Consider the following 24,121-nt stretch of genomic DNA (forward strand, 5'->3'; position numbering starts at 1 on the left):
GGCACTGTGACAGGCGAATCCACCAATCCCTACCCGATTCTGTTGTCCCCGTTGGATCTGGGGTTCACCACCCTGGCCAACCGGGTGGTGATGGGTTCGATGCACACCGGCCTGGAAGACCGCGCCGGCGACACTGGCAAGCTGGCCGAGTACTTCGCGGCGCGTGCTCGCGGCGGCGTCGGGCTGATCATCACCGGCGGGTACGCCCCGAACCGGACGGGCTGGCTGCTGCCGTTCGCCTCGGCGATGACCACCCGCGCCGACGCGCGTCGTCACCGGCGCATCACCGACGCGGTGCACGATGCGGGCGGCAAGATCGCGCTGCAGGTTCTGCACGCGGGACGCTATGCCTACCATCCGTTTTCGGTCAGCGCGTCGAGCATCAAAGCGCCGATCAACCCCTTCCGGCCGCGGGCGTTGTCAACGCGCGGGGTCCAGGAGACGATCTCCGACTTCGCCCGCGCCGCCGAACTGGCGCGCGAGGCCGGCTATGACGGCGTGGAGATCATGGGCAGCGAGGGGTACCTGCTGAACCAGTTCCTGGCGCCGCGCACCAACAGGCGCACCGACCGCTACGGCGGCACCGCGGAGAACCGGCGCCGCTTCCCGGTGCAGATCGTGGCGAAGACCCGCGCGGCGGTCGGCGACGACTTCATCATCTGCTACCGGATGTCGATGGCCGACTACGTCGAGGACGGCCAGAGCTGGGACGAAATGCTGGCGCTGGCAACCGAAGTCGAGGCCGCCGGGGCCACCATGATCAACTCCGGCTTCGGCTGGCACGAGGCCCGGGTGCCGACCATCGTGACGTCGGTTCCCAACAACGCGTTCGTCGACATCAGCAGCGCCGTCGCCGACCACGTGACCATCCCGGTGGTGGCCTCGAACCGGATCAACATGCCGCAGGCCGCCGAGCAGGTGCTCGCCGAGACCTCGGTCCGCCTGATCTCGATGGCCCGCCCGATGCTGGCCGACCCGGACTGGGTGCGCAAGGCGACCGACGACCGAGCCGACGAGATCAACACCTGCATCGCCTGCAACCAGGCCTGCCTGGACCACGCCTTCGTCCACAAGAAGGTGTCGTGCCTGGTCAATCCCCGGGCCGGCCACGAGACCACGCTGGTCCTCGGCCCGGTACGACGGCGGCAGCGCATCGCGGTGGTGGGCGCCGGGCCGGCCGGACTGTCGGCGGCGGTGTCGGCCGCCGAACGCGGCCACGAGGTGACGCTGTTCGAGGCGAACGAGTTCATCGGCGGCCAATTCGACCTGGCCAAGCGGATTCCGGGCAAAGAGGAGTTCGCCGGCACGATCCGCTACTACACCGCGATGCTGGACAAGTACGCGGTGACGGTGCGACTGGGCAGCCGCGCTCACGTCGACGAGTTGACCGGATTCGACGAGGTGATCCTGGCCACCGGCGTCAGACCTCGGATTCCGCAGATCCCCGGGATCGACCATCCGATGGTGCTGTCCTACGCCGAGGCGATCACCGGCCGGCCGGTGGGCGCCTCGGTGGCGGTGATCGGCGCCGGCGGGATCGGCTTCGACGTCAGTGAGTTCCTGGTCCTGGACAATCCGGACTCCTCTCCGACCCTGCACCTCAAGGAGTGGAAGGCCGAGTGGGGCGCGGCCGACCCGTGGGAGGCTCGGGGCGCGTTGATGCCGCCGGACCCCGCGCCGCCGGCCCGGCAGGTCTACCTGTTGGCCCGGACCGAGGGGGCCCAAGGCCGCAAGCTGGGCAAGACCAGCGGTTGGGTGCACCGGGCGTCGTTGAAAGCCAAGGGCGTCCAACAGCTCTCCGGAGTGAACTACGACCGCATCGACGACGACGGGTTGCACATCAGCTACGGGCCGAAGAAGTCGCGCCCGCAGCTGATGGCCGTGGACAACGTGGTGATCTGCGCCGGGCAGGAGTCGGTGCGCGACCTCGAAGACGGGTTGCGGATGCGCGGTGTGACCCCGCACATCATCGGCGGGGCGGCGTTGGCGGCTGAGCTCGACGCCAAGCGCGCCATCAAACAGGGCACCGAGCTGGCGGCGCGGCTCTAGCGCGATTTCGGCGCGAAAATGCCCGCTCAGCGGGAAAAATCGCGCCGAAATCGCAAAGGAATCAGGCCGGAAGCGGCGCGTAAACGGTGGTGCGTTGCCGGGCCGGGCGGCCGATCCCCTCGGCGATCGCGGTCAGCTCGGCGATGGTCTTGGCCGACCCGTATTCCGAGCCGGCCATACGGGAGATGGTCTCCTCCATCAGGGTGCCGCCCAGGTCGTTGGCCCCGCCGTTGAGCATCACCTGGGTGCGCTCCACTCCCAGTTTGACCCAACTGGTCTGGATGTTCGGGATACGACCGTGCAGCATGATCCGCGCCAGCGCGTGCACCGCCCGGTTGTCGCGGTGGCTCGGGCCGGGCCTCGCCCCACCGGCCAGGTACAGCGGCGAACTCTGATGCACGAACGGCAACGGCACGAACTCGGTGAAACCACCTGTGCGGTCCTGGATGTCGCGCAGCACCCGCAGGTGCCCGATCCAGTGGCGCGGCGAATCGATGTGGCCGTACATCATCGTCGAGCTGGACCGCAGCCCCACCTCGTGCGCGGTGCTGACCACCTCCACCCACATCGAGGTCGGAAGCTTGCCTTTGGTCAGCACCCAGCGGATCTCGTCGTCGAGAATTTCGGCGGCGGTGCCCGGAATGCTGCCCAGGCCCGCCTCGCGCAGGCTGATCAGCCATTCCCGAATACTCAAGCCGCTTTTGGACACCCCGTTGGTGATCTCCATCGGAGAGAATGCGTGCACGTGCATCGACGGGACCCGCGCTTTGACCGCGCGCACCAGGTCCGCGTAACCGGTGACCGGCAGCTCCGGGTCGATTCCGCCCTGCATACAAACCTCGGTGGCGCCGGCCCGATGCGCCTCGTAGGCGCGTTCTCCGACCTCGGCGTTGGACAGTGAAAACGCGTCGGCATCGCCCTTGCGCTGCGCGAACGCACAGAACCGACAGCCCACGTAGCAGATGTTGGTGAAGTTGATATTGCGGTTGACCACGTAGGTGACATCATCGCCGACTGCGTCACGTCGCAACGAGTCCGCCAGTGCGGCAACGGCATCCATCCCCGGACCGTCTGCGGTGGCCAGCGCCAGATACTCGGCGTCCGTGCAGCCGGCGGGGTCGCGTTCGGCTGAGCGCAGCGCCGCCAGCACGTCGGTGTCGACACGTTCGGGCGCGCGAGCCGCCAGCTGGTGGATCTGTTCGCGGATCGACTCCCAGTCCCCGAAGGCGCTGCCCAGGTCACTGCGGGTCTCGGTGGCCCGCCCGTCGATGTCGATCGCGGTGTTCAGATCCACCCGGCCGGCGGACTGCACCTCGTCGGGCTCCTGCCAGGCCAGCCCGACCGGGTTCACATCGCGTGCCCAGCCGGTGTCCGGGTCGGCCAGCGCCGCGACATGCGGGCGTACTCGCGGATCGATCCACGCGGCACCGGCCAGCACGTAGTCCGGCTGGGCGGTCAAACGCTGCACCAAGTCGTAGCCGGCCCGCTCGGTGACGGCGGCCAGATCGTCCAGCGCCGGCCAAGGCCGCTCCGGGTTGACATGGTCGGGGGTCAGCGGCGACACGCCGCCCCAGTCGTCCACCCCGGCGCCGATCAGCGCCAGACATTCCTGCGCCGAGACCAGGTTGGGCGGCGCCTGCACCCGCATCTTCGGGCCCAGCACCAGCCGGGTCGCCGCTACCGTGGCCAGGAACTCTTCGAACCCGGCGTCGGGTGTCGCCGCCATCGCGGTGTGCGCCTTGGCCCGGAAGTTCTGCACGATGACTTCCTGAATGTGCCCGAACTCCTTGTGCACCTTGCGGATCGCGTGCAGGGTGTCGGCACGCTCGTCCAGCGTCTCGCCGATGCCCACCAGCAGGCCGGTGGTGAACGGGATCGAGAGCCGGCCCGCGTCGGCCAGCGTGCGCAACCGCACCACCGGGTCTTTGTCCGGGCTGCCGTAGTGCGCCAGGCCCTTGGTCTCGAACAGCCGACGGGAGGTGGTCTCCAGCATCATGCCCATCGACGGCGCCACCGGCTTGAGTCGCGACATCTCCGACCAGCTCATCACCCCGGGGTTCAGGTGCGGCAGCAGACCGGTCTCCTCCAGCACCCGGATGGCCATCGCCCGCACGTAGGCCAGTGTGCTGTCATAGCCCCGCTCGTCGAGCCACTGCCGCGCTTCGGGCCAGCGCTCCTCGGGCCGGTCGCCCAGGGTGAACAGCGCCTCCTTGCAACCCAATTCCGCTCCGCGGCGGGCGATGTCGAGGATCTCGTCGGGTCCCAGATACATCTGCTTGCCCTGGGATCGCAGCACACCGGGCACGGTGACGAAGGTGCAGTAGTGGCAGGTGTCGCGGCACAGGTGGGTGACCGGGATGAACACCTTGCGCGAGTAGCTGACCGGCAGCCGTCCACCCGGCCCGCGCCGGCCGGCCGACACCAGGCCCGCGTCCCGTACCCGGGCGGCGCTCGCGCACAAGTCGGCCAGGTCGCTGCCGCGCGCCGTCATCGCGATGGCGGTTTCCTCGGCATTGAGGAGCACGCCGTCGCGGGCCCGTCGCAACACGCGGCGCAGCGCCGACGGGTTCGTCATCCGCGCGTCACCCGGAATCTCGCGCATGCCATAAGCGCCACAGTAGCCGCCGCGCCGAACGGGCCTTCCAGGCAGCCCGGAGCGCACACCGCGCCCGGCCTTCGTCAGGGGTGCCCGGCGGGCGACCGCGCCGCCAGCGCCTGCCGGCGCCGCCACAGCAGCCAGCCGGGTGGTGCGCTGCCCAGCAGAATCATCAACAGCACGCCGTAGGCCATCACGCCGCGGTCGGTGAAGATCAGATCGTCGCCCGGCCCACCGAGGGTCATCAGGGCGATCGCCACCAACCATGCCCACAGGGGCAGCGCCGCCAACCGCAGCGACGACGTGCATTGCAGGGCGACCCACACCAGGCCGAGGTTGACCAGGCCCCCGATCAGGGCGCTGAGCGGAAACGGAGCCTCACCGATGCGCGCGGGCAGCAGCAGGGCCGTGGTCACCGCGCAGAGCACACCGTCGACGGTCAGCAACGCCAACACCAGGAAGTTGAATGCCGGCGCATCGGTAGTCATCGCGGGCTCGGAGAGCGACGCGACAGGGCTCAAGTGGGGATGCTCTCCAGCTGGCTGACCATCGAACCGACCATCCACTGGAAGCTGTCGAGCCACCACTGCCAGTGCTCCAAGTTCGGGTCCAGATCGGGATCCATGCCTACACCCTCGCCTCTGCATCTCGGGACTTGCTCAGCAGGAGCTTACCCCGTGTCCGGCGGCGCCGAGATCAAGTCCGGCCAGGAGATCGGTTTCCCATCCCCGCACGTCGCGGGGGCCGGCGTTGCCGACGGCCAGCACGTAGTGCTCGCTGTCGAGGATGGGCTGGGCCACGTTGTTGGACAACGCGAATGCGCGGCCGGTGGGGCCGACGGTGACCTGGGTGGCATGCGCTGCCATCGCCGCCACCTTGGCGGGGCGCGCCTCGGGGGCCTCGATCACCGCGTCGATCCGGTCGTCGGGGAAGCCCACCGCCGCCTCATCGCCCGGCAAGTCGCCCGGCAGTGTCCAGTGCGGCAATAGATCGGCCTCCCGAAGCTCACGCAGGGCGCCCCGCCACCCGCTGGTGGCGGTCACCGTCCAGTAGAACTTCGGCGTGGCCCAGCCGGCGCCGCCGATATCGACGGCCGCGGCCGCCACCGCCGCGGTGGTGACGTGGTGGGCATGCACGTGGTCGGGATGGCCGTAACCGCCGTGCGGGTCATAGCTGATCACCACATGCGGCCGCAGCCGCCGGATCACGGCGGCCAGCGCCGCGACGGTCTCGGTGTCGTCGGCGTCGATGAACCGCTGGTGTCGCCGCGCCGGGGTGCCGGTCATCCCCGAATCGCGCCAGCGTCCGGCGCCACCGAGAAACTGCGGCGGACCGGCCCCCAGTGCTCGCAGCGCGGCGTCGAGTTCCCCGATCCGGTAGCCACCCAGCTGGTCGGCCCGGTCGACCGCCAGATGCGCCCACCGGTCCCCGATGACCTCGCCCTCCTCGCCGAGCGTGCAGGTCACGACATGCACGTCGGCGCCACGGGCGCAGTAGTGGGCGATCGTCGCCCCGGTCGTCAGTGTCTCGTCGTCGGGATGGGCGTGCACGAACAAAAGCCGTGGAATCCGATCCGACACGCCAGAACCCTACCGCCGCACCGGCGGAGTCACCGCCGGGCTACCGGAGATCAGAACAGGCCGGCGAACAGGCCCTCCCAGTCGATGGTGCCCAGCAGCAACCAGAGGTTGTCGGCCTGGATGGCGTCGATGATCTGGTCGAACTCCTCCGGGCTGAATCCCAGCAGGGTGCTCCATTCCAGGTCGGCGATCTCCGGGGCGAAGCTGCCGAGCAGGCTGCCGTGGGCATCGAACGTGATACCGAGCGCGCTGTTCAATATCGCCTGCTGGTCCGCCAGCACCGTGTTGTTGAGGTAGAAAATCCAGTTCACCACCTCATTGAGCTCAGGGCTGTCACCGAACAGGCGGTCGGCAGCCGCCTGTTGCGCGGCTACCAGGGCGCTGTTGAACTCCGCCTGCATGGCGACGATGGCGGCGTTCAACCCCTGCTGCGCCGCCGGGATGCCGTCCAGGATCAGGGCCATGCCGGTGACGGCATTGGTCGCGGCGGCTACCGCCGCCTGCTCGCTCCCCCCGCCGAACAACCCGACGGTCGGGGTCGCCACGGCACCGAGGTCGGCGTCGAAGGACACGCCGCCGCTGCCCGACAGGATCTGCGGGTCGAAGTTCCCACCGGACAGCTCGTTCAACACTGTCTGGTCCAACTCGCCGACGTCGAACGTCGAGCCGTCGCCGAGGGACCCCTCCCCTGGACCGAACAGCAGGTCACCCAGGCTGATCTCATGCCCTGCGGCGGCGCCGCCGCCGACCATGTCCGGGCGTACGTGGTTCTCGACGATATCGACCACCGGGTGCGGGTCGACATTCGCCGCAGCCAGGTCGAAGTCGCGAACCTGCACGTCGGGCAGGGACGGAGCCGTCGAAGTCAATGTCGCGACCACCCCGCCCACAGCAAAGGCTGCAGTCGCCACAGCGGCGCAACGGTGAGCGAGATATTCCATCAACAGTGCCCCCTCCGACGAGTCAGCGCCCAGGTTGCTTAATAATACCCAAGAGCTATCTGTGCGCAAGACTTTTGTTAACCCCGATTTCAGCTTTGTTCCGGGGCAGAGTCAGGGCAGCTTCACCCAGGTTCCAGCCTCGCCGACGATGCCCACCGGCACCGCCCCGGACAGACTCACGTTCGTCACGCTCGGGCCGACGGCGACGATCGTGGTGTCCTGCAGGATCGGCAGCACCGTCGCCATATTCCACAGGCGAGGTTCGACGGCCGCGATCACTTCGCCGATGGTCTTGCTGCCGTCGAGTGCCGCATCGATCTCCGCCTGGATGACGTGGTCGCAGACACCGGTGATGTTCGAGGGCGCCTGAACCAGCGCCCCGGGGCCGGTGGGGCGCGGCGGAACCTTCGAAGTCGGCGTCGTCGGTCCCACCGCGGGCGACGGCGACTGCGGGGCCGGAGCTGAGGAAGGCGCCAGGGCGGACGAAGGTGCCGGAGCCGGAACCGGACCACCCGAAGTTGACACGGCCGTGGCCGTCAACGCACCACAGCCGTATCGCGAAGCCAGCAGCGTCGCCAGATCACCCCCGGCCTGCTGCCATCCGACGATCGCGTCGACCTGGTGGGTGACCAGCGCCTCCCGGTAGAGCTTCACCGGGTCCAGGGCCAGCACCGTGGCGGCGATACCGACCGTGCGCAGCTGGTCGGCGGCGGTGTTGGCCACCGCCAGCGAGGTCGGATCGTTGGCCGCCACCCCGATCACCAGCGACAGCTGTTCACCGCCCTTGCTGATCCGCCCGCGAGTGATCTCCGGCGGATGCGGCAGGCTGGGCTCCGCGCCGGCCGGCGGAACCAGCGCGGAGGGCGGAGCATCCCTTTCGACCCGGTAGCCGGCCGCCTGCAGCAGCGCCAGCGCCGCCGAGTCAGACATGGCCGGCGGCGCGGTCGGCACGTAGCCGGGGTCGCTGGGGGTGCGGATCTGGGCCTGGGCCAGGGTGACCGTGTTGTCACTGCCGGCCCCCACGGTGGCCAGCAGGCCCACGTCGAGCAACCCCAGGATCGCCCGGCGGACCCGCACGTCGGCCAGCTTGGGTTCCACGGCACGCAACGCCAGCTGCATCACCCGGGGCGTCACCACCCGGGTGGTCTGCACGCCGGGGATCACCGACAGCTGGGCGAACGCCGCCGAACCGCCGTGCACCTGGGCCACCTGGGTGTCGCCGTTGCGGATGGAGTCCGCCAGCGCGGCCGCCGATCCCGCCCGGCGAAACAGGACCAGGTCCGGTTTGGCCGGCGCGCCCCAGTAGCGGTCGTTGCGGGCCAGCAGGATCGCGTCCCGCTGGGGATCGATGTTCTCCACCCGGAACTGGCCGCCGGTGACCGGCAGCGCCCGGGCCAGTCCAGCCGGGAAGCCGCCGGGGACGTCTTTGACGATGTGCGCCGGCAGGATGTTGTTGAACAGCTCCCGCCAGGCCGGATACGGCTTGGCGAAGGTCACCACCACCTGCTTGCCGCCCTCGACCGAATGCACCCCGGTGATCAGGTCGTAGCCGGCCGGGTCGACGACGCCCGGCTGGCTGACCATCTGTTGCCACAGGTACCAGAAGTCGTCGGCGGCGATCGGCGCGTTGTCGGTCCAGGACGCCTCGGGGCGAATCCGGTAGGTCACGGTGAACGGCGCCTCCGCGGTCACCTTGGCCGACATCAGCAGGGTCTTGTCCATCTCCCACCGCGACCCGGTCGGCGTACTCGAGTCCGGGACCGGCCGGAATGTGCTCGGCAGTACCAGCGAGCTGATCGCCGCGGTGACCGCCGACAGGTCGGAACGCAGGTGCGGGTTGAAACCGGCGCCGATCGAGTCGATCCCCATGATGATCTGGCTGATCCGCTGCGGCGGGGGCGCGACGCTTTTCGGGGTCTCGGTGCTCTGCGGCGCCGGTGGCGGGTTGACCGTGCACCCCGACATGGCCTGCGTGGCCACCAGCAGCATCGCCGAAGACAGTGCTGCCGCCGTGATACGGGCGCGGCGGGCTGGTCTCGGCACGGCAACCAGGGTATCCGGGGGGCGATTTCGGCGTGAGAACCCTCGCCCAGCGCGCAGAACCGCGCCCAAGGCTCTAGAGATTCTTGGCCCGGGCGCGGCTGCGCGCCCGCAACGTCGAGTCCAGTTCGACCTTGCGCACCCGCACCACCTCCGGGGTGACCTCGACGCACTCGTCGGCGGCGCAGAACTCCATCGCCTGCTCCAGGTCCAGCTCGATCGGTCGGGCCAGCGTCTCCATCACATCAGCCGTCGAGGACCGCATGTTGGTCAGCTTCTTCTCTTTGGTGACGTTGATGTCGAGGTCCTCGGCCCGCGGATTGATCCCGACCACCATGCCCTGATAGGTCTCCTGGCCGGGCTCGACGAAGAACTGCCCGCGGTCGGCCAACTGGATCAGCGCGAACGGCGTGATGGAACCGGCCCGGTCGGAGACCAGCGAGCCGGTGTGCCGGGCACGGATCTCGCCGGCCCACGGCTGGTAGCCGTCGAACACCGCGTTGGCGATGCCGGTACCACGTGTCTCGGTGAGAAAGTCTGTGCGCCAACCGATCAGGCCGCGGCTGGGGATGATGAACTCCATCCGAACCCAACCGGTGGTGTGGTTGGCCATCTCGGTCATCCGGCCCTTGCGTGCCGCCGCCAACTGGGTGATCGCGCCGACGTACTCCTCAGGGCAGTCGACGGTGAGGTGCTCGAAGGGCTCGTGCACCTTGCCGTCGACCTTCCTGGTCACCACTTGCGGTTTGCCGACGGTCAGCTCGAAGCCCTCCCGCCGCATCTGCTCGACGAGGATGGCCAGCGCCAGCTCGCCACGGCCCTGCACCTCCCAGGCGTCCGGCCGGCCGATGTCGACCACCCGGACCGAGACGTTGCCGATCAGCTCGGTGTCCAGGCGGGTTTTCACCATGCGCGCGGTGAGCTTGTGGCCGGAGACCTTGCCCGCCAGCGGGGAGGTGTTGGTGCCGATCGTCACCGAGATCGCGGGCTCGTCGACGGTGATGCGCGGCAGCGCGGTGGGAGCGGCCAAATCGGCCAGGGTGTCACCGATCATGATGTCGCTGATACCGGCGACGGCGACGATGTCACCGGCGGAGGCCTCCTCGGTCGGCGTGCGTTCAACCCCCTCGGTGACCAGCAGTTCGGTGATCTTGGCGGTAGTGGTCACCGGTTCCCCGTCGACCTCGCGCATCCAGGCGACCTGCTGACCCTTGCGGATGCGGCCGTTGTAGACACGGATCAGTGCGAGCCGGCCCAGGAACGCCGAGGCGTCGAGGTTGGTGACCAGCGCCTGCAGCGGCGCGTCCGGGTCACCGGAGGGCGGCGGCACGTGCTCGAGCAGCACCTCGAACAGCGGGTCGAGGTTCTCCCCGTCGGGGATCTGACCGTCGGCGGGCGCGGTGGTGCTGGCCACCCCGGCGCGGCCGGACGCGTACAGCGTCGGCAGCCCCAGCGCGTGCTCGGCGGCGGCCTGCGCCTCGTCATCGAGGTCGCTGGCCACATCCAGCAGCAGGTCGTGGCTGGCGTCGACCACTTCGGCGATGCGGGCGTCGGGCCGGTCGGTCTTGTTGACCACCAGGATCACCGGCAGGTGCGCGGCCAGCGCCTTGCGCAGCACGAACCTGGTCTGCGGCAGCGGGCCCTCGGACGCGTCAACCAGCAGCAGCACCCCGTCGACCATGGACAGCCCGCGTTCCACCTCGCCGCCGAAGTCGGCGTGGCCCGGGGTGTCGATCACGTTGATGACGGTGACCGTGCCATCCGCGTTGTGCCGGTGCACCGCGGTGTTCTTGGCCAGGATCGTGATGCCCTTTTCGCGCTCCAGGTCACCTGAGTCCATGATGCGCTCTTTGTCGTCATCACCGCGGTGCGTGAGGGCGCCGGACTGGCGGAGCATGGCGTCGACCAATGTCGTCTTGCCGTGGTCTACGTGCGCGACGATGGCGACGTTACGAAAGTTCACCGGGCGATTCTGCCAGCGCGACCCACCGATCGCGAAAACGAGCCAGCCAGAATCGACAACGTCACAGTGCCGGGCCGAGTCCCGGGGGCGACTCGGCGCTGAACCTTTCCAGCTCCTCGAGGTGCAGTTCGGTCAGCGATTGCAGACACTCCGCCGCGATCTCGGTGAGCTTCAGCCGGATCACCCGCTGGTCTCCCGTGTCGCGCACCCGGGTGACCAGGCCGGCCGCTTCGGCCCGCTGGATCAGCTCACCGGCGCTGTGGTGCCGCAGCAGCAGGTACTCCGCGACGTCGCCGACCGTCGGCCCCCGCGAATCACTGTGGCCGCGAATCGCCAGCAGCAGCTGATGTTGCGCCGGCGTCAGCCCGGCGGCTTGTGCCTGGTCAGCGCTCCATCGCTCGAAGCGCCGCAGTCGGGTCCGGAATGTGAGCAGCCGGGTGTAGACGTCGTCGGGCAGGGCCACGACGGTAACTTTATGCTGACCGTGGTCAGCGCGCGCAGATCAGCTCAGCCGTGCGGCGATCTGGATTTCGACCACCGCCCCCGGGATCGCCAGTTCGGAGATCCCGACAGCGGTCCAGGCGGGGTACGGCGGGGACACGAAGGCGTCCTTGACCGCGACGAACCGATCGATCTGCGCGGCGAGCCCGACGTGGTAGGTGGTCATCTCCGTGACATCGGCGAAGCTGAGCCCCACCTCGGCGAGCAGTCCGCGCAGATTCTCGAAGGCCAGGGTGAACTGCTCCGTCGGGTCCTCCGGAACGCTCAGGTCGGGACGGATGCCGATCATGCCCGAGCAGCGCAGCTGATCTCCGTCGATGACGGCCGGCGCGTAGTGATAGTTGTCGTAGATCGGCTTCATCCACTCCGGAATGACGACCTTCATGGTGGCTCCTTTCCGCTGTTCCGCTCGTCCAAACTCAGCGCAGCTGGGCGAAGTACTCGGGGTGGTACTGATCGCCCGGCGTCAGCGTCGGGTCGTTGAGCCCGCTGATGTCATGTCCGAAGTCTGGCTTGGTCGACGGTAGCGGCCGGTAGAACAGCTTGTCACCAAAAAACCGCAGGACCAGGGTGTGACGGTCCGGGCAGTCCGGCGTCACCGGGGCGCCGCCGTGCAGGGTGCCGGAGTGAAATACCAGCGCATCGCCGGGCTCCAGGTCCCAGGAGATGACGTCCCACGACCCCGGATGCTGCGCCCGCTCGGCCTCGATGTCGGGCAGCCGGGGCCAATCCGCAGCGCCCCAGAGCGGCTTGGTGGGGTCGGTCGGATCGGTGTAGGACGTGCCGTCGTACTGGGTGCCGAGGTGGGAGCCGCGGACGAATTCGAGCGCATTGCGTTTGGGCAGCTTTTCGAAGCTGATCCAGATGTTGAGCAGATGCGGCCCATTGGCCGGCATGTAGGCCGTGTCCTGGTGCCACGGCGAGCGACCCGCTTTGCCGCCCTTCTTCATGAAGAGCTCCTCACCCAGGAACCAGACGTGTTCGGAGTCCCACAGCGACGCCGCGAGGTCGGCTAGCCCCAGATCCTTGATCAGCAGGAGGTACTGCTCGATGTTGTCCGGGTTGCCGTACTCGTTGAAGTGTTCGTCCGGCGTACCCGGGTAGACATGCTTGGCCCGCGGACTCGGGTGGGCGATCCCGTAGTCGTAGGTCTCCCGGACCCGGCTGAGCTCCTGGGCGCCGAATAGGCCCCGGGCCACCACGGCGCCGTCGCCGGCCAGATCCTGTTTCAGCTGCTCGGTTACCTTCATGGGATCACCTCATAACAGTTGTGATGTTCGTAACGAGTGTTATGCTCGTCCACGTCTCCCGCCTTTGTCAAGCCCCCGGAGCGTGCCGATGACCGTCCATGAATCCGCCCCGCCGTCCCGACGGACGGGGCCGGCCGCGGGGACCCGGCGCGCCGAGGTCACCGACGCCGCGGTGCGCGTGATCGCCCGAGACGGACTGTCCGGCGCTTCGCTGCGCTCGATCGCCCGCGAGATCGGCTATACCACCGGTGTGGTGATGCACCATTTCGCCGGCAAGGAAGAGCTGCTGGTGACGGTGGCCGACACCGTCCTCGGCCCGTTCGAGGAGCTGCTCGCACAGGCCCTGGCGATGCCGGACACCTTCGAGGGGCTCCGCCGGATGTGCGTGGTCCCGCTGCCCACCACCGAGGCCAAGCAGGTCATGCCGCGCATTTATGCGCAGGTACTCGCCAGCGCGGAAGCCGAGCCGGCGTTCGCGGCCGCCTTCCAGGCTCGCTACGCAGCCATCCGCGACGGCATCAAGTCCCTGCTGCGGCAGGGCCAGCGCAACGGGTCGCTGCGGACGGATTTCGAGCCCGCCGCGCAGTGCGATGTGCTGTGCGCCCTGGTCGACGGCTTGGCGCTGCACGCGGTCACCGAACCCGCCAGGTTCCCGCCCGCCCGGCTCGAGTCGCTGGTCACCAACGAGTTGGAGAAACTCCGACCGCCGGGACGACAGGGGGGCTAGGGCGCGGCCGGGGCGCCCTTCTGAACCAGCTGATCCGGGCAGTACGCCTGAGCCGCGATCCCCACGAACTGGGCCCCGTGCTCGGTCGACAGCCCGGGGTTGCGCGCCTTGAGGCTCTCCAACACCTCCGGGCTCGGCTGACCCTCCGCGATGAATTGGCACACCAACCTCGCGGTGACGATCACCTGATCCACGCGGTTGTAGGTGATACCGGCCGCCTGCAGAGACGCGAGGAAGGCGGCGTCGGTGTCTGCGGAGGGATCAGCATGCGCCGGCCCGACGAGGACGACAGTCGCAAGCGCGCCCAGCAGCGCCGCACAGACTCTCACCAACCCCTCCTTTGCGGCCGGGAGGCCGTCGGCTGGCTGTTCTTCGCGAGGTCCCGGCTTCTATACACGATATAGGGCCGGAACAAGTATCCGATCGGGGCGCTGAACGCGTGCACCAACCGGGTGAACGGCCAGAGCGCGAACAGGGTCAGCGCGATCATCACATGCACCTGGAAGTAGAACGGAGCCTGCAGCATCAGATCACCGCGCGGATTCAGCGTCCAGATCGACCGGAACCAGACCGACACCGTCTCCCGGTAGTCGTGTTCCCGCCCGTAGGCGGTGGTGCCCATCAGCGTGCAACACATGCCGACCAGCAACGCGCACACCAGCACCGCATACATCAGCTTGTCGTTGACGCTGGTGGCCTTGAACACCGGCCGCTCGGTGCGGCGCCGGTAGATCAACAGTCCGACACCGACCAGGGTGGCAATGCCTGCGGGAATCCCGAGGAGCATCGCCTGCAGGTGGTAGAAGCGGTCGCTCATTCCCAGCGCGCGGGTCCACGACTCCGGGACGAACAGCCCCATGATGTGCCCGGCGATCACCGCGAAGCTGCCGAAATGGAACATCGGGCTGCCGATCCGCAGCAGCTTGGACTCATACAGCTGCGACGAGCGGGTGGTCCAGCCGAATTTGTCGTAGTGGTACCGCCACCAGGTGGCCACGCCGACGATGGCCAGCACGAAGTACGGTCCGATGTCCCACCACAGCTCCGCGCCGCTCGTCCCGGGCATCAGCTCGGCACCTTCGGCATCCCGAGCGAAACCGTTGCGGTGAACGGTTGCAGCCCAACAGCTTCCGCCGGCGGGCCAGAGGCCATCAGCTGACTCACGTTCCGCACCTCCTGATCGGTTGCCGCCGGCAGCGTCTCGCACACCGCGGCTACGGTGTAGGCATACGGCGACCCCGCGTCGGTCAACGCCCGGTGCAGGACGTCGATCGGCGCCCGATGGGCCAGCAGCAACCGGCGGCCCGCCTCCGGGTCGACCGTCGCGGCGAACTCCAGCACCACCGGCAGATGGTCGGGCGCCTCGCCCGCAGGCGGCTCGACGCCGGCCTCCCGGTAGGCGGTGGCGAAGGCCAGCATCTGCATCCCCCGGTTGCGGGTGTCCCCGCCGGTCCAGTAGGTCAGAAACATCGTCGATCGCCGCCGCATGTCGAAGGTTTCGACGTAGTCCGCGGCAGCGGACATCGGGTCGCGGTCGCGTAGCGCTGCGACCGTACGCCGCAACAGATCCGCCGATGGTGCCCCGGCGTAGGCCAGCAGTGCCGTGGCGGCGTCGAGCCGCTGGTGCAGCTGCTCGTCGGGGTAGGCCAGCAACAGCGACGCCGCCTGCCACACGGCCCGATCGGCGGGGCCCGGGGCCTGGCGCCGCAGCGAGTGGATGAACCGCTTCACCGGTGCTCCGGGAACATCTCGGGCACTGCCTGATCGGCACCGCCCCAGTTGAGCAGGTTGGTCCGGCCCCGTGGCCGCTGCGCGTGCCCGTTTTCGACCAGGTGGAACGACGACTTCGCCACCCCGTCAGAACCTCCGCCCGTGCCGACGAACGGATCGCCCTCATACTCGTCTGGCCCCCCGGTGATCGAGCACCCCAGATGTTCGAGCTCGTGCGCCTGCTGGCTGTAGGCGGTGGGAATCACATAGCGCTCTTCGTATTTCGCGATCGCGAGCAGACGGTACATGCGGTATATCTCCTCCTCGGTCATGCCGACCGAGGCGGGGATGTGCGGCTGGGTCTCCCGGCCGAGGCTGACATCGCGCATGTAGGAGCGCATCGCCGCCAGGCGTCGCAGCACACCTTCGACGACGCCGGTGTCTCCGGCGGTGAACAGTTCGGCGAGGTAGGCCATCGGGATACGCAACGCCGAAAGGGCACCGAACAGGTTGCCCAGGTCCTCGCCGTCGTGCCCGTCCCGGCTGACGGCGTCGACCACCGGTGACAGCGGCGGGATGTACCAGACCATCGGCATGGTCCGGTACTCCGGGTGCAGCGGCAACGCGACCTGAAAGGTGTTGATCAGGGCGTAGATCGGTGAACGTTGGGCGGACTCGATCCACGCGTCGGAGATCCCTGCGGCGCGCGCACCGGCGATCACCTGCGGGTCGGCCGGATCCAGAAACGCTCCGCGCTGCGCCTCGTACAGGTCGGTGTCGTTGGCCACCGCAGCGGCTTCGAGCACCTTGTCGGCGTCGTAGAGCACCAACCCGATGTAGCGCAGCCGGCCGACGCAGGTCTCCGAGCAGACCGTCGGCAGGCCGACTTCGATACGCGGATAACAGAAGTGGCACTTCTCGGCTTTGCCGGTCTTGTGGTTGAAGTACACCTTCTTGTACGGGCATCCCGAAACGCACAGCCGCCAGCCGCGACAGCGGTCCTGGTCCACCAGCACGATGCCGTCTTCCTCGCGCTTGTAGATCGCCCCGGACGGACACGACGCCACGCACGACGGGTTCAGGCAGTGCTCGCATATTCGCGGCAGGTAGAACATGAAGGTTTCTTCGAGCTCGCTTTTGACCCGGTCACTGACCTTGGCCAGGATCGGGTCGTTGACCAGGTTCTCCGGCGAGCCGGCGAGGTTGTCGTCCCAGTTCGGTCCCCACTCGATCTTGACCGGGTCGCCGGTGATCGAACTGCGCGGTTCGGCCACGGGGATGGTGTCCCCCAGCGGCGCCGCGGTGAGATTCTCGTAGTCGTAGGTCCACGGCTCGTAGTAATCCTTCAAGCCGGGCAGGTTGGGGTTGGCGAAGATGTTGAGCAGCTTGTGGAGTCGTCCGCCGGCCAGCAGGCGCAGCCTGCCCCGCCGGTCCAGCGTCCAACCGCCCTTCCAGCGATCCTGGTCCTCGTAGGTGCGCGGATACCCGCCGCCGGGACGGGTTTCGACGTTGTTGAACCAGACGTACTCGGTACCGCCCCGGTTGGTCCAGGTCTGTTTGCAGGTCACCGAGCAGGTGTGGCACCCGATGCATTTGTCCAGGTTCATCACCATGGCCATCTGCGCCATTACTTTCATCGTCTAGTACCTCACGTCCTGGTTGCGACGGCGACGCACCACCGTCACCTCATCCCGCTGGTTACCGGTCGGTCCCAGGTAGTTGAACGCGAACGCATGCTGGCCGTAGCCGCCGGCGAGATGGCTGGGTTTGACCCGGATCCGGGTCAGCGAATTGTGGGTGCCGCCACGCTTGTTGTTGGTCTCCGACCGCGGGGTGTCGACGGTGCGCTCCTGCACGTGGTAGACGAACACCACCCCTTCCGGCATCCGCTGGCTCACGATCGCCCGGCCGACGAAGATTCCGTTGACGTTGACCGCCTCGATCCAATCGTTGTCGCTCACACCGATCTTCGCGGCGTCGCCCGGGCTCATCCACATGGTCGGCCCGCCACGGGACAGCGACAGCATGTAGAGGTTGTCCTGGTAGGTGGAGTGGAACGACCACTTCGAGTGCGGGGTCAGGTAACGCACGGTGAGGCCGATACCGTCGCCGGTCGCACCGAGTTCGGGGGCGTCGAACAGCCGCGCCATGTCCAGCGGTGGGCGATACACCGGCAGCTGCTCGCCGAGTTCCTCGATCCAGTCGTGGGCGACGTAGAAATGCATCCGCCCGGTCAGGGTGTGAAACGGCTTGAGGCACTCGATGTTGATCGTGAAGGGGGCGTAGCGCCGCCCACCGGTCTCACTGCCGGACCACTCCGGGCTGGTGACCACCGGCACCGGTCGTGCCTGGGTGTCGGCGTAGGTGATCCGCTTCTCCTCGCTGCCCTCGGAGAGGTGAGCCAACCGGCGGCCGGTGCGCTTCTCCAGTGCCCGGAATCCCTCCGTCGCGATCCGGCCGTTGGTGGTGCCCGACAACGCCAGCACGGTGTCGGCCATCCGTGTCGCCGTGGTGAGCGCCGGGCGCCCGGCCCCGGCACCGGACGTCATCACCCCGAATCTGCCGGCCAGGTCCTCGACCTCTTCGTGCGGAAACACGGTGTAGCCCTTGGTGGTCAGCCCCAACGTGTCCACCAGCGGGCCAAGCGACTGCCACTTGTCACCGATGGCGGCGTAATCGCGTTCCACCACAGTCACTTTGGGCATCGTCTTACCCGGAACCGGTGTTTCGCCGGTGCGCAGCCAGTCGCGTTCCGTGCCGTCGGGGTAGGCCATTGCGTCGGCGGTGTCGTGCTGCATCGCGCTGAGCACGACGTCGCTGCGGACGCCGAGATGCTTGGCCGCCAAGGCACTGAACGTCCGGGCGATGGCGCCGAACGCGTCGTAGTCGCTGCGGGTCTCCCAGGGTGGGTCGATCGCGGCGCTGAACGAGTGCACGTAGGGGTGCATGTCGGTCGACGACAGGTCGGCCTTCTCATACCAGGTGGCCGCCGGCAGCACGATGTCGGACATCAGCGTGGTCGAAGTCATCCGGAAGTCGATCGACATCAGCAGGTCGAGCTTGCCCTCGGGAATGTCGCTGTCCCAGCGCACATCCGACGGCTTCACCCCGCCGGCGGGCGGCTCGCCGAGCACGCTGGCGTCGGTGCCCAGCAGATGTTTGAGGAAATACTCCCCGCCCTTGCCGGAGGCGCCGATCAGGTTGGCCCGCCACACCGTCAGCACGCGCGGCCAGTTCACCGGGTTGTCCGGGTCGGTGACCGACAGCTTCAGCTCACCGGCCGCGAGTTGCTCGGCGACGTATTCACCGGCGTCGCGCCCGGCGGCGTCCGCCTCGTCGGCTACGTCGAGGCTGGACCGGTCGAACTGCGGATAGAACGGGCTCCAGCCCATCGCGGTGGCCGATGCCAGGATGTCCATGGTGTGGCGGCCGTCGAACCGACCCCGCCCGAGCGGGGTGGTCAGCTTGTCCGCCCCGTAGGCGTCATAGCGCCACTGGTCGGTGTGCGCGTACCAGTAGGAGGTGCCCGGCACCTGTCGCGGGGGCCGCGACCAGTCGTTGCCCGCGGCCATCGTCTGCCACCCGGTCAGCGGGCGCACCTTCTCCTGCCCGACGTAGTGCGCCCAGCCGCCGCCGTTGCGCCCCATCGAGCCGGTGAGCATCAGCAGCGCCAGCACCGCCCGGTAGGTGGCGTCGCCGTGGAACCACTGGCAGATGCCGCTGCCCATGATGATCATCGACCGGCCGCCGGATTCCTCGGCGTTGCGGGCGAATTCGCGCGCGATCCGGATCGCCTGCGCCGCCGAAACCCCGGTGATCGACTCCTGCCACGCGGGGGTGTTGACCTGGGTATCGTCGTCGTAGCCGGTCGGCCATTCGCCGGGAAGCCAGGGCCGGCGCACCGAGTAGTGGGCCAGCATCAGGTCGAAGACCGTGCAGACCAGGTGCTCGCCGACCTGGCGCACCGGCACCCCGCGCTCGACGACGGTGCCGTGGCCGGTCACGGTGTCGAAGCCGGGCAGCGAGACCAGCGCGGCAGGCTGATCCCCGTTGAGGAAGGCCGGGTTCTTGACGGTCAACGCCGGCCGCACGTCGCCCAGGTCCAGGTTCCACTTGCCCATGCCCTCGTCGCCCCAGCGGAAGCCCAACGAGCCGTGCGGCACGACGACGTGATCGGTGACCTCGTCGAGCAGGGCCGGCTTGAATGACGCGTTCTCGGAATCCGCCAGCTCCCCGCCGAGGTCGGCGGCGGTCAGGTTCTTACCCGGAACCAGCCGGCCGTCGCGCTCCTCCAGCTTGATCAGAAACGGCAGGTCGGTGTAGCGACGCACGTAGTCGGTGAAGAATGGCACCTCCCGCTCGACATAGCACTCGGTGAGGATGACGTGTCCCATCGACATCGCCAGCGCGCCGTCGGTGCCGGCCGCGCACGGCATCCACTCGTCGGCGAACTTGGTGTTGTCGGCGTAGTCGGGGCTGACGCTGACCACCTTGGTGCCCCGATAGCGCACCTCGGCCATCCAGTGCGCGTCGGGCGTGCGGGTGATCGGGACATTGGAGCCCCACATCATCAGATAGGCCGCATCCCACCAGTCCCCGGATTCCGGGACATCGGTCTGGTCGCCGAACACCTGTGGCGAAGCGACCGGCAGGTCGGCGTACCAGTCGTAGAAGGACGTCATCACCCCGCCGAGCATCTGGATGAACCGTGCCCCGGCGGCGAACGACACCATCGACATCGCCGGAATGGGCGAGAACCCGGCGATGCGGTCCGGGCCGTAGGTCTTGATGGTGTGCACGTGCGCCGCCGCGATCATCTCGGTGGCTTCGGCCCAGCTCACCCGCACCAGCCCGCCCATCCCCCGGGCCTGCTGGTAGCGCCGGCGACGCTCCGGATCGGCCTGGATATCCGCCCAGGCCAGCACCGGGTCGCCCAGCCGGGCCTTGGCCTCCCGGAACATCTGGACCAACGGTCCCCGGGCATAGGGGTAGCGCACCCGGGTCGGTGAGTAGGAGTACCAGGAGAACGACGCGCCGCGGGGGCAGCCGCGCGGCTCATACTCCGGGCGGTCCGGCCCCACCGAGGGGTAGTCGGTCGCCTGGTTCTCCCAGGTGATGATGCCGTCCTTGACGAAGATCTTCCAGGAACACGACCCGGTGCAGTTCACCCCGTGGGTGGACCGGACCACCTTGTCGTGGCTCCAGCGGTCCCGGTAGAAGCTGTCGGCCTCGCGCCCGCCCCGGCGGGTGACCGTGCGCAGATCCGGTGAGATCTCACCCGGGGTGAAGAACCGGCCGCTGCGTTCCAGCAGCTCCTCGAGCGGGCCGCCTATTCCGGCGGTTCGGCGGGGCTCGCCGGAGTCGGCCCCCGGGTCGGCGGAGGCGAGGGGAAGCCGGGACCGCCGTAGGAAACCGGCGGTGGGGGGTCGCGCTGCTCGTGTCATCCGGGTCCTCCTTAGCGGGTCGCCGCGCTCCAGTGCGGCTCAGGTGCCGACCGGAACCGCCGCCGCACACCATTTCAGGCCCGAATTACCAGCGTAGCGAGGTATATCGCTGCGCGACCCAATCGATCGGCAAGATTTAACACAGCTGTTTCACCTACTGTTCACCTACAGTGCGCGAGCCAGCTCACCGAGCCAAGTCCTGTCGGCAGGTACCCAGTCAATGTCAGCCAGTTGCACAGCGGTCACCCAGCGAAGAGCCTGATGGTCGTGCGGGCGGGGTTCACCGCGAGTCAGGCGCACCAGGTACGCACGCAGCGTCATAGCGGGTTCATGCGGCGGTCCCAGCTTCGCCTCTCCTACGTCGAGCCTCGCTGAACCGCCGGGGTTGAGCACCACGTCGGCACCGAGTCGCTCCCCCACCCTGATCGCGTCGGCGTCCAGCCCCAGCTCCTCGGCGAGCTCGCGGGCCAGTGCGGCAGGCTCACTCTCACCGGGCATGACCTTGCCGCCGGGCAGTTCCCAGCGGCCTGCCAGCTCCGGCGGACGGCGCCGCTGCGCGATCAGCACCGTGCGCCCGGCCGCCGATTCGGCGATCACAGCTCCGGCGACGACGATCTGGGTAGGCATGGCGTGTGAGGCTATACCGTCCTACCGTCGGGTATGGCTTTGTTGACTGACGACCAAGTGGACGCCGCACTGACCGGTCTCGACGGCTGGGAGCGGGCCGACGGCGCGTTGCGCCGCTCCATCAAGTTCGGCTCATTCCTGGCCGGCATCGACGCGGTACGGCGGGTGGCTGAGCGCGCCGAGGAGGCCGATCACCACCCCGACATCGACATTCGCTGGCGCACGGTGACGTTCGCCCTGGTGACACATTCCGAAGGCGGCATCACCGACAAGGACGTCGGGATGGCAGCCGAGATCAACCGGATTCTGGCGCCCTGACCCGCGACGTCGCCATCCAGGCCAGGGTGGCCAGCGCCCCGACGATGTAGACCAGGCCGGCCCACGCCAGGTACCAGGGCCGGCCGTCCTGCCAGATGGTCGGCTGGAAGAAGCTGAGCAGCCACGGCACCCCGATGAGGGCGAGCGCCAGCCAGCCCCAGCCCAGCACCCGAGCGCCCGGGCGATCCGAGCGCGGCCCGTGCAGCAGCCAGATCATCAGCGGCACCAGCCACACCCAGTGATGGGTCCACGAGATGGGCGAGGCCAGCAGCCCGAACAGCTCCACCACCAGCAACGATCCCAGCGGGTCGGGTCCGCTGCTGTTCAGCGCCCGCCAGGCCAGCACGGCCAGTACCGCGGTGACGGCGATCGCGATCAGCACCGGCGGGCTGTAGCCCGCGTCGTGCCCGAGAATGCGGGAGATGCCGCCCCGCCAGGACTGGTTGAAGGAGGTTCCGATCGGCCCCACCCGGTGCGCATCGCCGAGCAGCTCGGTGAAGTAGCGGCGGGCCTGGTCTCCGGTGGCCCACACCGACACCGCGATGGTGCCGGCGAAGACCACCGCCGAGAACGCCGCCGCGGCCCAGCGCCGCGCCCCGGCCAGGTAGACCCCGGCGATCGCCGGAGTCAGCTTCACCCCGGCGGCCAGCCCGACCAGCAGACCCGAGACCCACCATCGGCGGCTGTACACCGCGGCCAGCACCGCCAGCACCAGGATCACGTTGATCTGGCCGTAGTCGAAGGTGCTGCGCAACGGCTCGGTCCAGATCCCGGCCGCCGTCCACAGCATCGCTGCCCGGCGGTTCAGCGAGGCTCGACCGATGAGTCGCTGGCTGAGCCGGACCACGCCGTACAGCGCGGCCATGGTCCCGATCTGCCAGAGGAAGCCGACCAGCCCGAACGGCAGGAAATGCAGCGGGTAGAACACCACCGCGGCGAAGGGCGGATAGGTGAACGGCAGCGGGAAGTCCGGCGTCTGGTCTGCGTAGACGTAGTCATAGAGCCCGCCGGGCCGAGTCAGTGCGGCCGCACCGCTGATGTAGACGTGCAGGTCGACGAAGTTGGCGCCGTGCCGGGTCAGGTAGGTCCAGGCGATTCGCGCCACGACGCTGGCCGTCAGCAACAGCGGGGCCCACGCGGTCAGCCGATTGACCCATGAACGGGCGGCCGGGGTGTCGAGGGTGGCGTCTACCGAAACGACTTTAGCGAACAGCGGGCGGATCACCGTCGCGGTTCGGGTCCGTAACGGTTGCATAAATGACACACGTGTCACTTGAGCCTCACCAGCAACAGGCTAGCTTCGGGTTTCAGGAAGCCACCGCCGACGATTGGGGAAGTCATGTCGCGCCTCCGGACACTGTTCAGCACCACCCGTAGCACCGCCGCCAAGTCGGCCGTCGTCGCAGGATCGTCGGCCGCGCTGGTCTTCGGTGGTGTCGGGGCCGCTGTGGCCGACCCGGCCGTGCCTGCGCTGCCGCTGCCCACCGCGGGGTTGCCCGGCCTGCCGGCGCTCGAGCAGTTGAGCCCGGTGATCCAGCAGGCCGCCGCCGACCCGGCCGGAGCGTCGTCGTTGCTGATGGCCGCGGCCGCTGCGTTCGCCGGAAACTCCGCCGCACCCGCTGGTTCCCGGCAGGTCGCCGATTCGGTCGCGCAGTTCGTCCAGTCGCCGCCCGAGGCGCTGCCGGGCCAGCACGTGCCGACCGCCGGCTCGGCTCCGGGCCTGGTGGCCCACCTGCCGAGCGGCGTCGACCCGGCCAAGTCGGTGGGTCCGGTTCCGCAGGCCGCACCGAGCGCACCGGAAGCCCTCCCCACGCCGGCCGACGCCGTCCCCGTAGCCCCCGAAATGGCCGAAGCGGCGGCCGCGGCGACGGCGCCCGACGCGGCCCCGGCGGCCACCCCGGGCTTCGGCCCGGACGCCCCGCCGACCCAGGACTTCATGTACCCGTCCATCGGCCAGAACTGCCTGGCCGACGGCGGCAACGTCATTGCCACCGCGCTGTCGGTGGCAGGCCCGGCCACCATTCCCACCCCCGGGCCCAAGCCCGGCCAGACCGCCTACGTCTTCACCGCCGTCGGCACCCCCGGCCCGGCCGAGACGCAGAAGCTGCCGCTGAACGTCACGTGGGTGAACCTGACCACCGGCAAGTCCGGCAGCGCCACCCTGCAGCCGCGCTCCGACATCAACCCCGAGGGGCCGACGACGCTGACCGCGATCGTCGATACCGGCTCGGGCAGCATCATGTCGACGATCTTCGGTCAGGTCAGCACCAAGGATCACCAGTGCAACTTCCTGCCCACCATCGGCTCGACGGTGGTGCCCTGACCGGCTGATTCTTCCGCGTCGGCCACAACGCGGCGGCGTTAAGGTTGTGGCC

20 protein-coding genes are annotated in these 24,121 nt (G+C 68.7%); 4 read left to right on the forward strand and 16 right to left on the reverse strand.

All coding sequences use genetic code 11. The features are described from left to right. Positions 1–6: 6 nt before the first annotated feature. The gene (locus tag AWC16_RS16160; protein WP_085265767.1) at positions 7–2,049 is read left to right on the forward strand and encodes an NADPH-dependent 2,4-dienoyl-CoA reductase; all 2,043 of its coding nucleotides are present in this window, start codon (positions 7–9) and stop codon (positions 2,047–2,049) included. A 61-nt stretch (positions 2,050–2,110) separates the two neighbouring features. Here AWC16_RS16160 and AWC16_RS16165 read toward each other — a convergent pair whose 3' ends face one another. The 9 genes from AWC16_RS16165 to AWC16_RS16205 form a co-directional block, all read right to left on the reverse strand. Further along, entirely contained in the window at positions 2,111–4,651 is a 2,541-nt protein-coding gene (locus tag AWC16_RS16165) for a bifunctional FO biosynthesis protein CofGH (protein WP_109561455.1), read from the reverse strand. Between the two features lie 77 nt (positions 4,652–4,728). Beyond that, on the reverse strand, positions 4,729–5,133 hold the full coding sequence (locus tag AWC16_RS16170; protein ID WP_109561456.1) for a hypothetical protein: 405 nt from the start codon (positions 5,131–5,133) through the stop codon (positions 4,729–4,731). 171 nt (positions 5,134–5,304) lie between these two features. Then, complete coding sequence (gene mshB, locus AWC16_RS16175) at positions 5,305–6,225, reverse strand: N-acetyl-1-D-myo-inositol-2-amino-2-deoxy-alpha-D-glucopyranoside deacetylase (protein WP_085265769.1); 921 nt, start codon at positions 6,223–6,225, stop codon at positions 5,305–5,307. A 50-nt stretch (positions 6,226–6,275) separates the two neighbouring features. Continuing rightward, the gene (locus tag AWC16_RS16180; protein WP_234812305.1) at positions 6,276–7,136 is read right to left on the reverse strand and encodes a hypothetical protein; all 861 of its coding nucleotides are present in this window, start codon (positions 7,134–7,136) and stop codon (positions 6,276–6,278) included. Positions 7,137–7,277: 141 nt separating this feature from the next. After that, a complete protein-coding gene (locus AWC16_RS16185; protein ID WP_207572345.1) occupies positions 7,278–9,155 on the reverse strand; it encodes an ABC transporter family substrate-binding protein in 1,878 nt (625 codons plus the stop codon). 127 nt (positions 9,156–9,282) lie between these two features. After that, positions 9,283–11,169 carry a translational GTPase TypA gene (gene typA / locus AWC16_RS16190; protein ID WP_085265771.1) on the reverse strand — a complete coding sequence of 629 codons (1,887 nt, stop codon included), beginning with the start codon at positions 11,167–11,169 and terminating at the stop codon, positions 9,283–9,285. Between the two features lie 61 nt (positions 11,170–11,230). After that, positions 11,231–11,632 carry a MarR family winged helix-turn-helix transcriptional regulator gene (locus tag AWC16_RS16195; RefSeq protein WP_085265772.1) on the reverse strand — a complete coding sequence of 134 codons (402 nt, stop codon included), beginning with the start codon at positions 11,630–11,632 and terminating at the stop codon, positions 11,231–11,233. A gap of 39 nt (positions 11,633–11,671) precedes the next feature. Next, on the reverse strand, positions 11,672–12,055 hold the full coding sequence (locus AWC16_RS16200) for a RidA family protein (protein ID WP_085265773.1): 384 nt from the start codon (positions 12,053–12,055) through the stop codon (positions 11,672–11,674). A 34-nt stretch (positions 12,056–12,089) separates the two neighbouring features. Then, the gene (locus AWC16_RS16205) at positions 12,090–12,920 is read right to left on the reverse strand and encodes a phytanoyl-CoA dioxygenase family protein (protein ID WP_085265774.1); all 831 of its coding nucleotides are present in this window, start codon (positions 12,918–12,920) and stop codon (positions 12,090–12,092) included. 88 nt (positions 12,921–13,008) lie between these two features. On the opposite strand from AWC16_RS16205, the gene AWC16_RS16210 reads away from it, so the two are divergent. Beyond that, the gene (locus tag AWC16_RS16210) at positions 13,009–13,647 is read left to right on the forward strand and encodes a TetR/AcrR family transcriptional regulator (RefSeq protein WP_165759246.1); all 639 of its coding nucleotides are present in this window, start codon (positions 13,009–13,011) and stop codon (positions 13,645–13,647) included. Here the strand turns inward: AWC16_RS16210 and AWC16_RS16215 are convergent. The 6 genes from AWC16_RS16215 to AWC16_RS16240 form a co-directional block, all read right to left on the reverse strand. Next, a complete protein-coding gene (locus AWC16_RS16215) occupies positions 13,644–13,976 on the reverse strand; it encodes a DUF732 domain-containing protein (RefSeq protein ID WP_085265776.1) in 333 nt (110 codons plus the stop codon). The two genes, AWC16_RS16210 and AWC16_RS16215, sit on opposite strands and share 4 nt — an antisense overlap. Continuing rightward, entirely contained in the window at positions 13,973–14,713 is a 741-nt protein-coding gene (gene narI / locus AWC16_RS16220; protein ID WP_085265777.1) for a respiratory nitrate reductase subunit gamma, read from the reverse strand. The genes AWC16_RS16215 and narI overlap by 4 nt, the downstream gene beginning before the upstream one ends. Then, positions 14,713–15,378 (reverse strand): nitrate reductase molybdenum cofactor assembly chaperone, encoded by a 666-nt coding sequence (narJ, locus tag AWC16_RS16225; protein ID WP_085265778.1) that lies wholly within the window; start codon positions 15,376–15,378, stop codon positions 14,713–14,715. Before narJ ends, narI begins: the two co-directional genes overlap by 1 nt. Then, positions 15,375–16,994 carry a nitrate reductase subunit beta gene (narH, locus tag AWC16_RS16230; RefSeq protein WP_085265779.1) on the reverse strand — a complete coding sequence of 540 codons (1,620 nt, stop codon included), beginning with the start codon at positions 16,992–16,994 and terminating at the stop codon, positions 15,375–15,377. Before narH ends, narJ begins: the two co-directional genes overlap by 4 nt. 3 nt (positions 16,995–16,997) lie before the next feature. Further along, a complete protein-coding gene (locus AWC16_RS16235; protein WP_234812306.1) occupies positions 16,998–20,801 on the reverse strand; it encodes a nitrate reductase subunit alpha in 3,804 nt (1,267 codons plus the stop codon). Positions 20,802–20,966: 165 nt separating this feature from the next. Beyond that, entirely contained in the window at positions 20,967–21,428 is a 462-nt protein-coding gene (locus AWC16_RS16240) for a (deoxy)nucleoside triphosphate pyrophosphohydrolase (RefSeq protein WP_085265780.1), read from the reverse strand. Positions 21,429–21,461: 33 nt separating this feature from the next. Between AWC16_RS16240 and AWC16_RS16245 the strand changes: the two genes are divergently transcribed. Next, positions 21,462–21,746: a 4a-hydroxytetrahydrobiopterin dehydratase gene (locus AWC16_RS16245; RefSeq protein ID WP_085265781.1), complete on the forward strand. Its 285-nt coding sequence runs from the start codon at positions 21,462–21,464 to the stop codon at positions 21,744–21,746. Here AWC16_RS16245 and AWC16_RS16250 read toward each other — a convergent pair. Then, entirely contained in the window at positions 21,724–23,001 is a 1,278-nt protein-coding gene (locus AWC16_RS16250) for a mannosyltransferase (protein ID WP_085265782.1), read from the reverse strand. The two genes, AWC16_RS16245 and AWC16_RS16250, sit on opposite strands and share 23 nt — an antisense overlap. 84 nt (positions 23,002–23,085) lie before the next feature. Between AWC16_RS16250 and AWC16_RS16255 the strand changes: the two genes are divergently transcribed. Further along, positions 23,086–24,069 carry an Rv1157c family protein gene (locus AWC16_RS16255; RefSeq protein ID WP_085265783.1) on the forward strand — a complete coding sequence of 328 codons (984 nt, stop codon included), beginning with the start codon at positions 23,086–23,088 and terminating at the stop codon, positions 24,067–24,069. Positions 24,070–24,121 lie beyond the last annotated feature (52 nt).

Origin of the sequence: Mycolicibacter longobardus (assembly GCF_002102265.1) — a bacterium.
Lineage (GTDB): Bacteria > Actinomycetota > Actinomycetes > Mycobacteriales > Mycobacteriaceae > Mycobacterium > Mycobacterium longobardum.

Excerpts from the sequence above, each read along its gene's own strand:
- AWC16_RS16165 (WP_109561455.1), bottom strand. The coding sequence starts at position 4,651 with ATGCGCGAGATTCCGGGTGACGCGCGGATGACGAACCCGTCGGCGCTG.
- AWC16_RS16170 (WP_109561456.1), bottom strand. The coding sequence starts at position 5,133 with ATGACTACCGATGCGCCGGCATTCAACTTCCTGGTGTTGGCGTTGCTG.
- AWC16_RS16185 (WP_207572345.1), bottom strand. The coding sequence starts at position 9,155 with ATGCTGCTGGTGGCCACGCAGGCCATGTCGGGGTGCACGGTCAACCCG.
- AWC16_RS16200 (WP_085265773.1), bottom strand. The coding sequence starts at position 12,055 with ATGAAGGTCGTCATTCCGGAGTGGATGAAGCCGATCTACGACAACTAT.
- AWC16_RS16205 (WP_085265774.1), bottom strand. The coding sequence starts at position 12,920 with ATGAAGGTAACCGAGCAGCTGAAACAGGATCTGGCCGGCGACGGCGCC.
- AWC16_RS16210 (WP_165759246.1), top strand. The coding sequence starts at position 13,009 with ATGACCGTCCATGAATCCGCCCCGCCGTCCCGACGGACGGGGCCGGCC.
- narI (WP_085265777.1), bottom strand. The coding sequence starts at position 14,713 with ATGCCCGGGACGAGCGGCGCGGAGCTGTGGTGGGACATCGGACCGTAC.
- narH (WP_085265779.1), bottom strand. The coding sequence starts at position 16,994 with ATGAAAGTAATGGCGCAGATGGCCATGGTGATGAACCTGGACAAATGC.
- AWC16_RS16235 (WP_234812306.1), bottom strand. The coding sequence starts at position 20,801 with ATGACACGAGCAGCGCGACCCCCCACCGCCGGTTTCCTACGGCGGTCC.
- AWC16_RS16240 (WP_085265780.1), bottom strand. The coding sequence starts at position 21,428 with ATGCCTACCCAGATCGTCGTCGCCGGAGCTGTGATCGCCGAATCGGCG.
- AWC16_RS16245 (WP_085265781.1), top strand. The coding sequence starts at position 21,462 with ATGGCTTTGTTGACTGACGACCAAGTGGACGCCGCACTGACCGGTCTC.
- AWC16_RS16250 (WP_085265782.1), bottom strand. The coding sequence starts at position 23,001 with ATGCAACCGTTACGGACCCGAACCGCGACGGTGATCCGCCCGCTGTTC.
- AWC16_RS16255 (WP_085265783.1), top strand. The coding sequence starts at position 23,086 with ATGTCGCGCCTCCGGACACTGTTCAGCACCACCCGTAGCACCGCCGCC.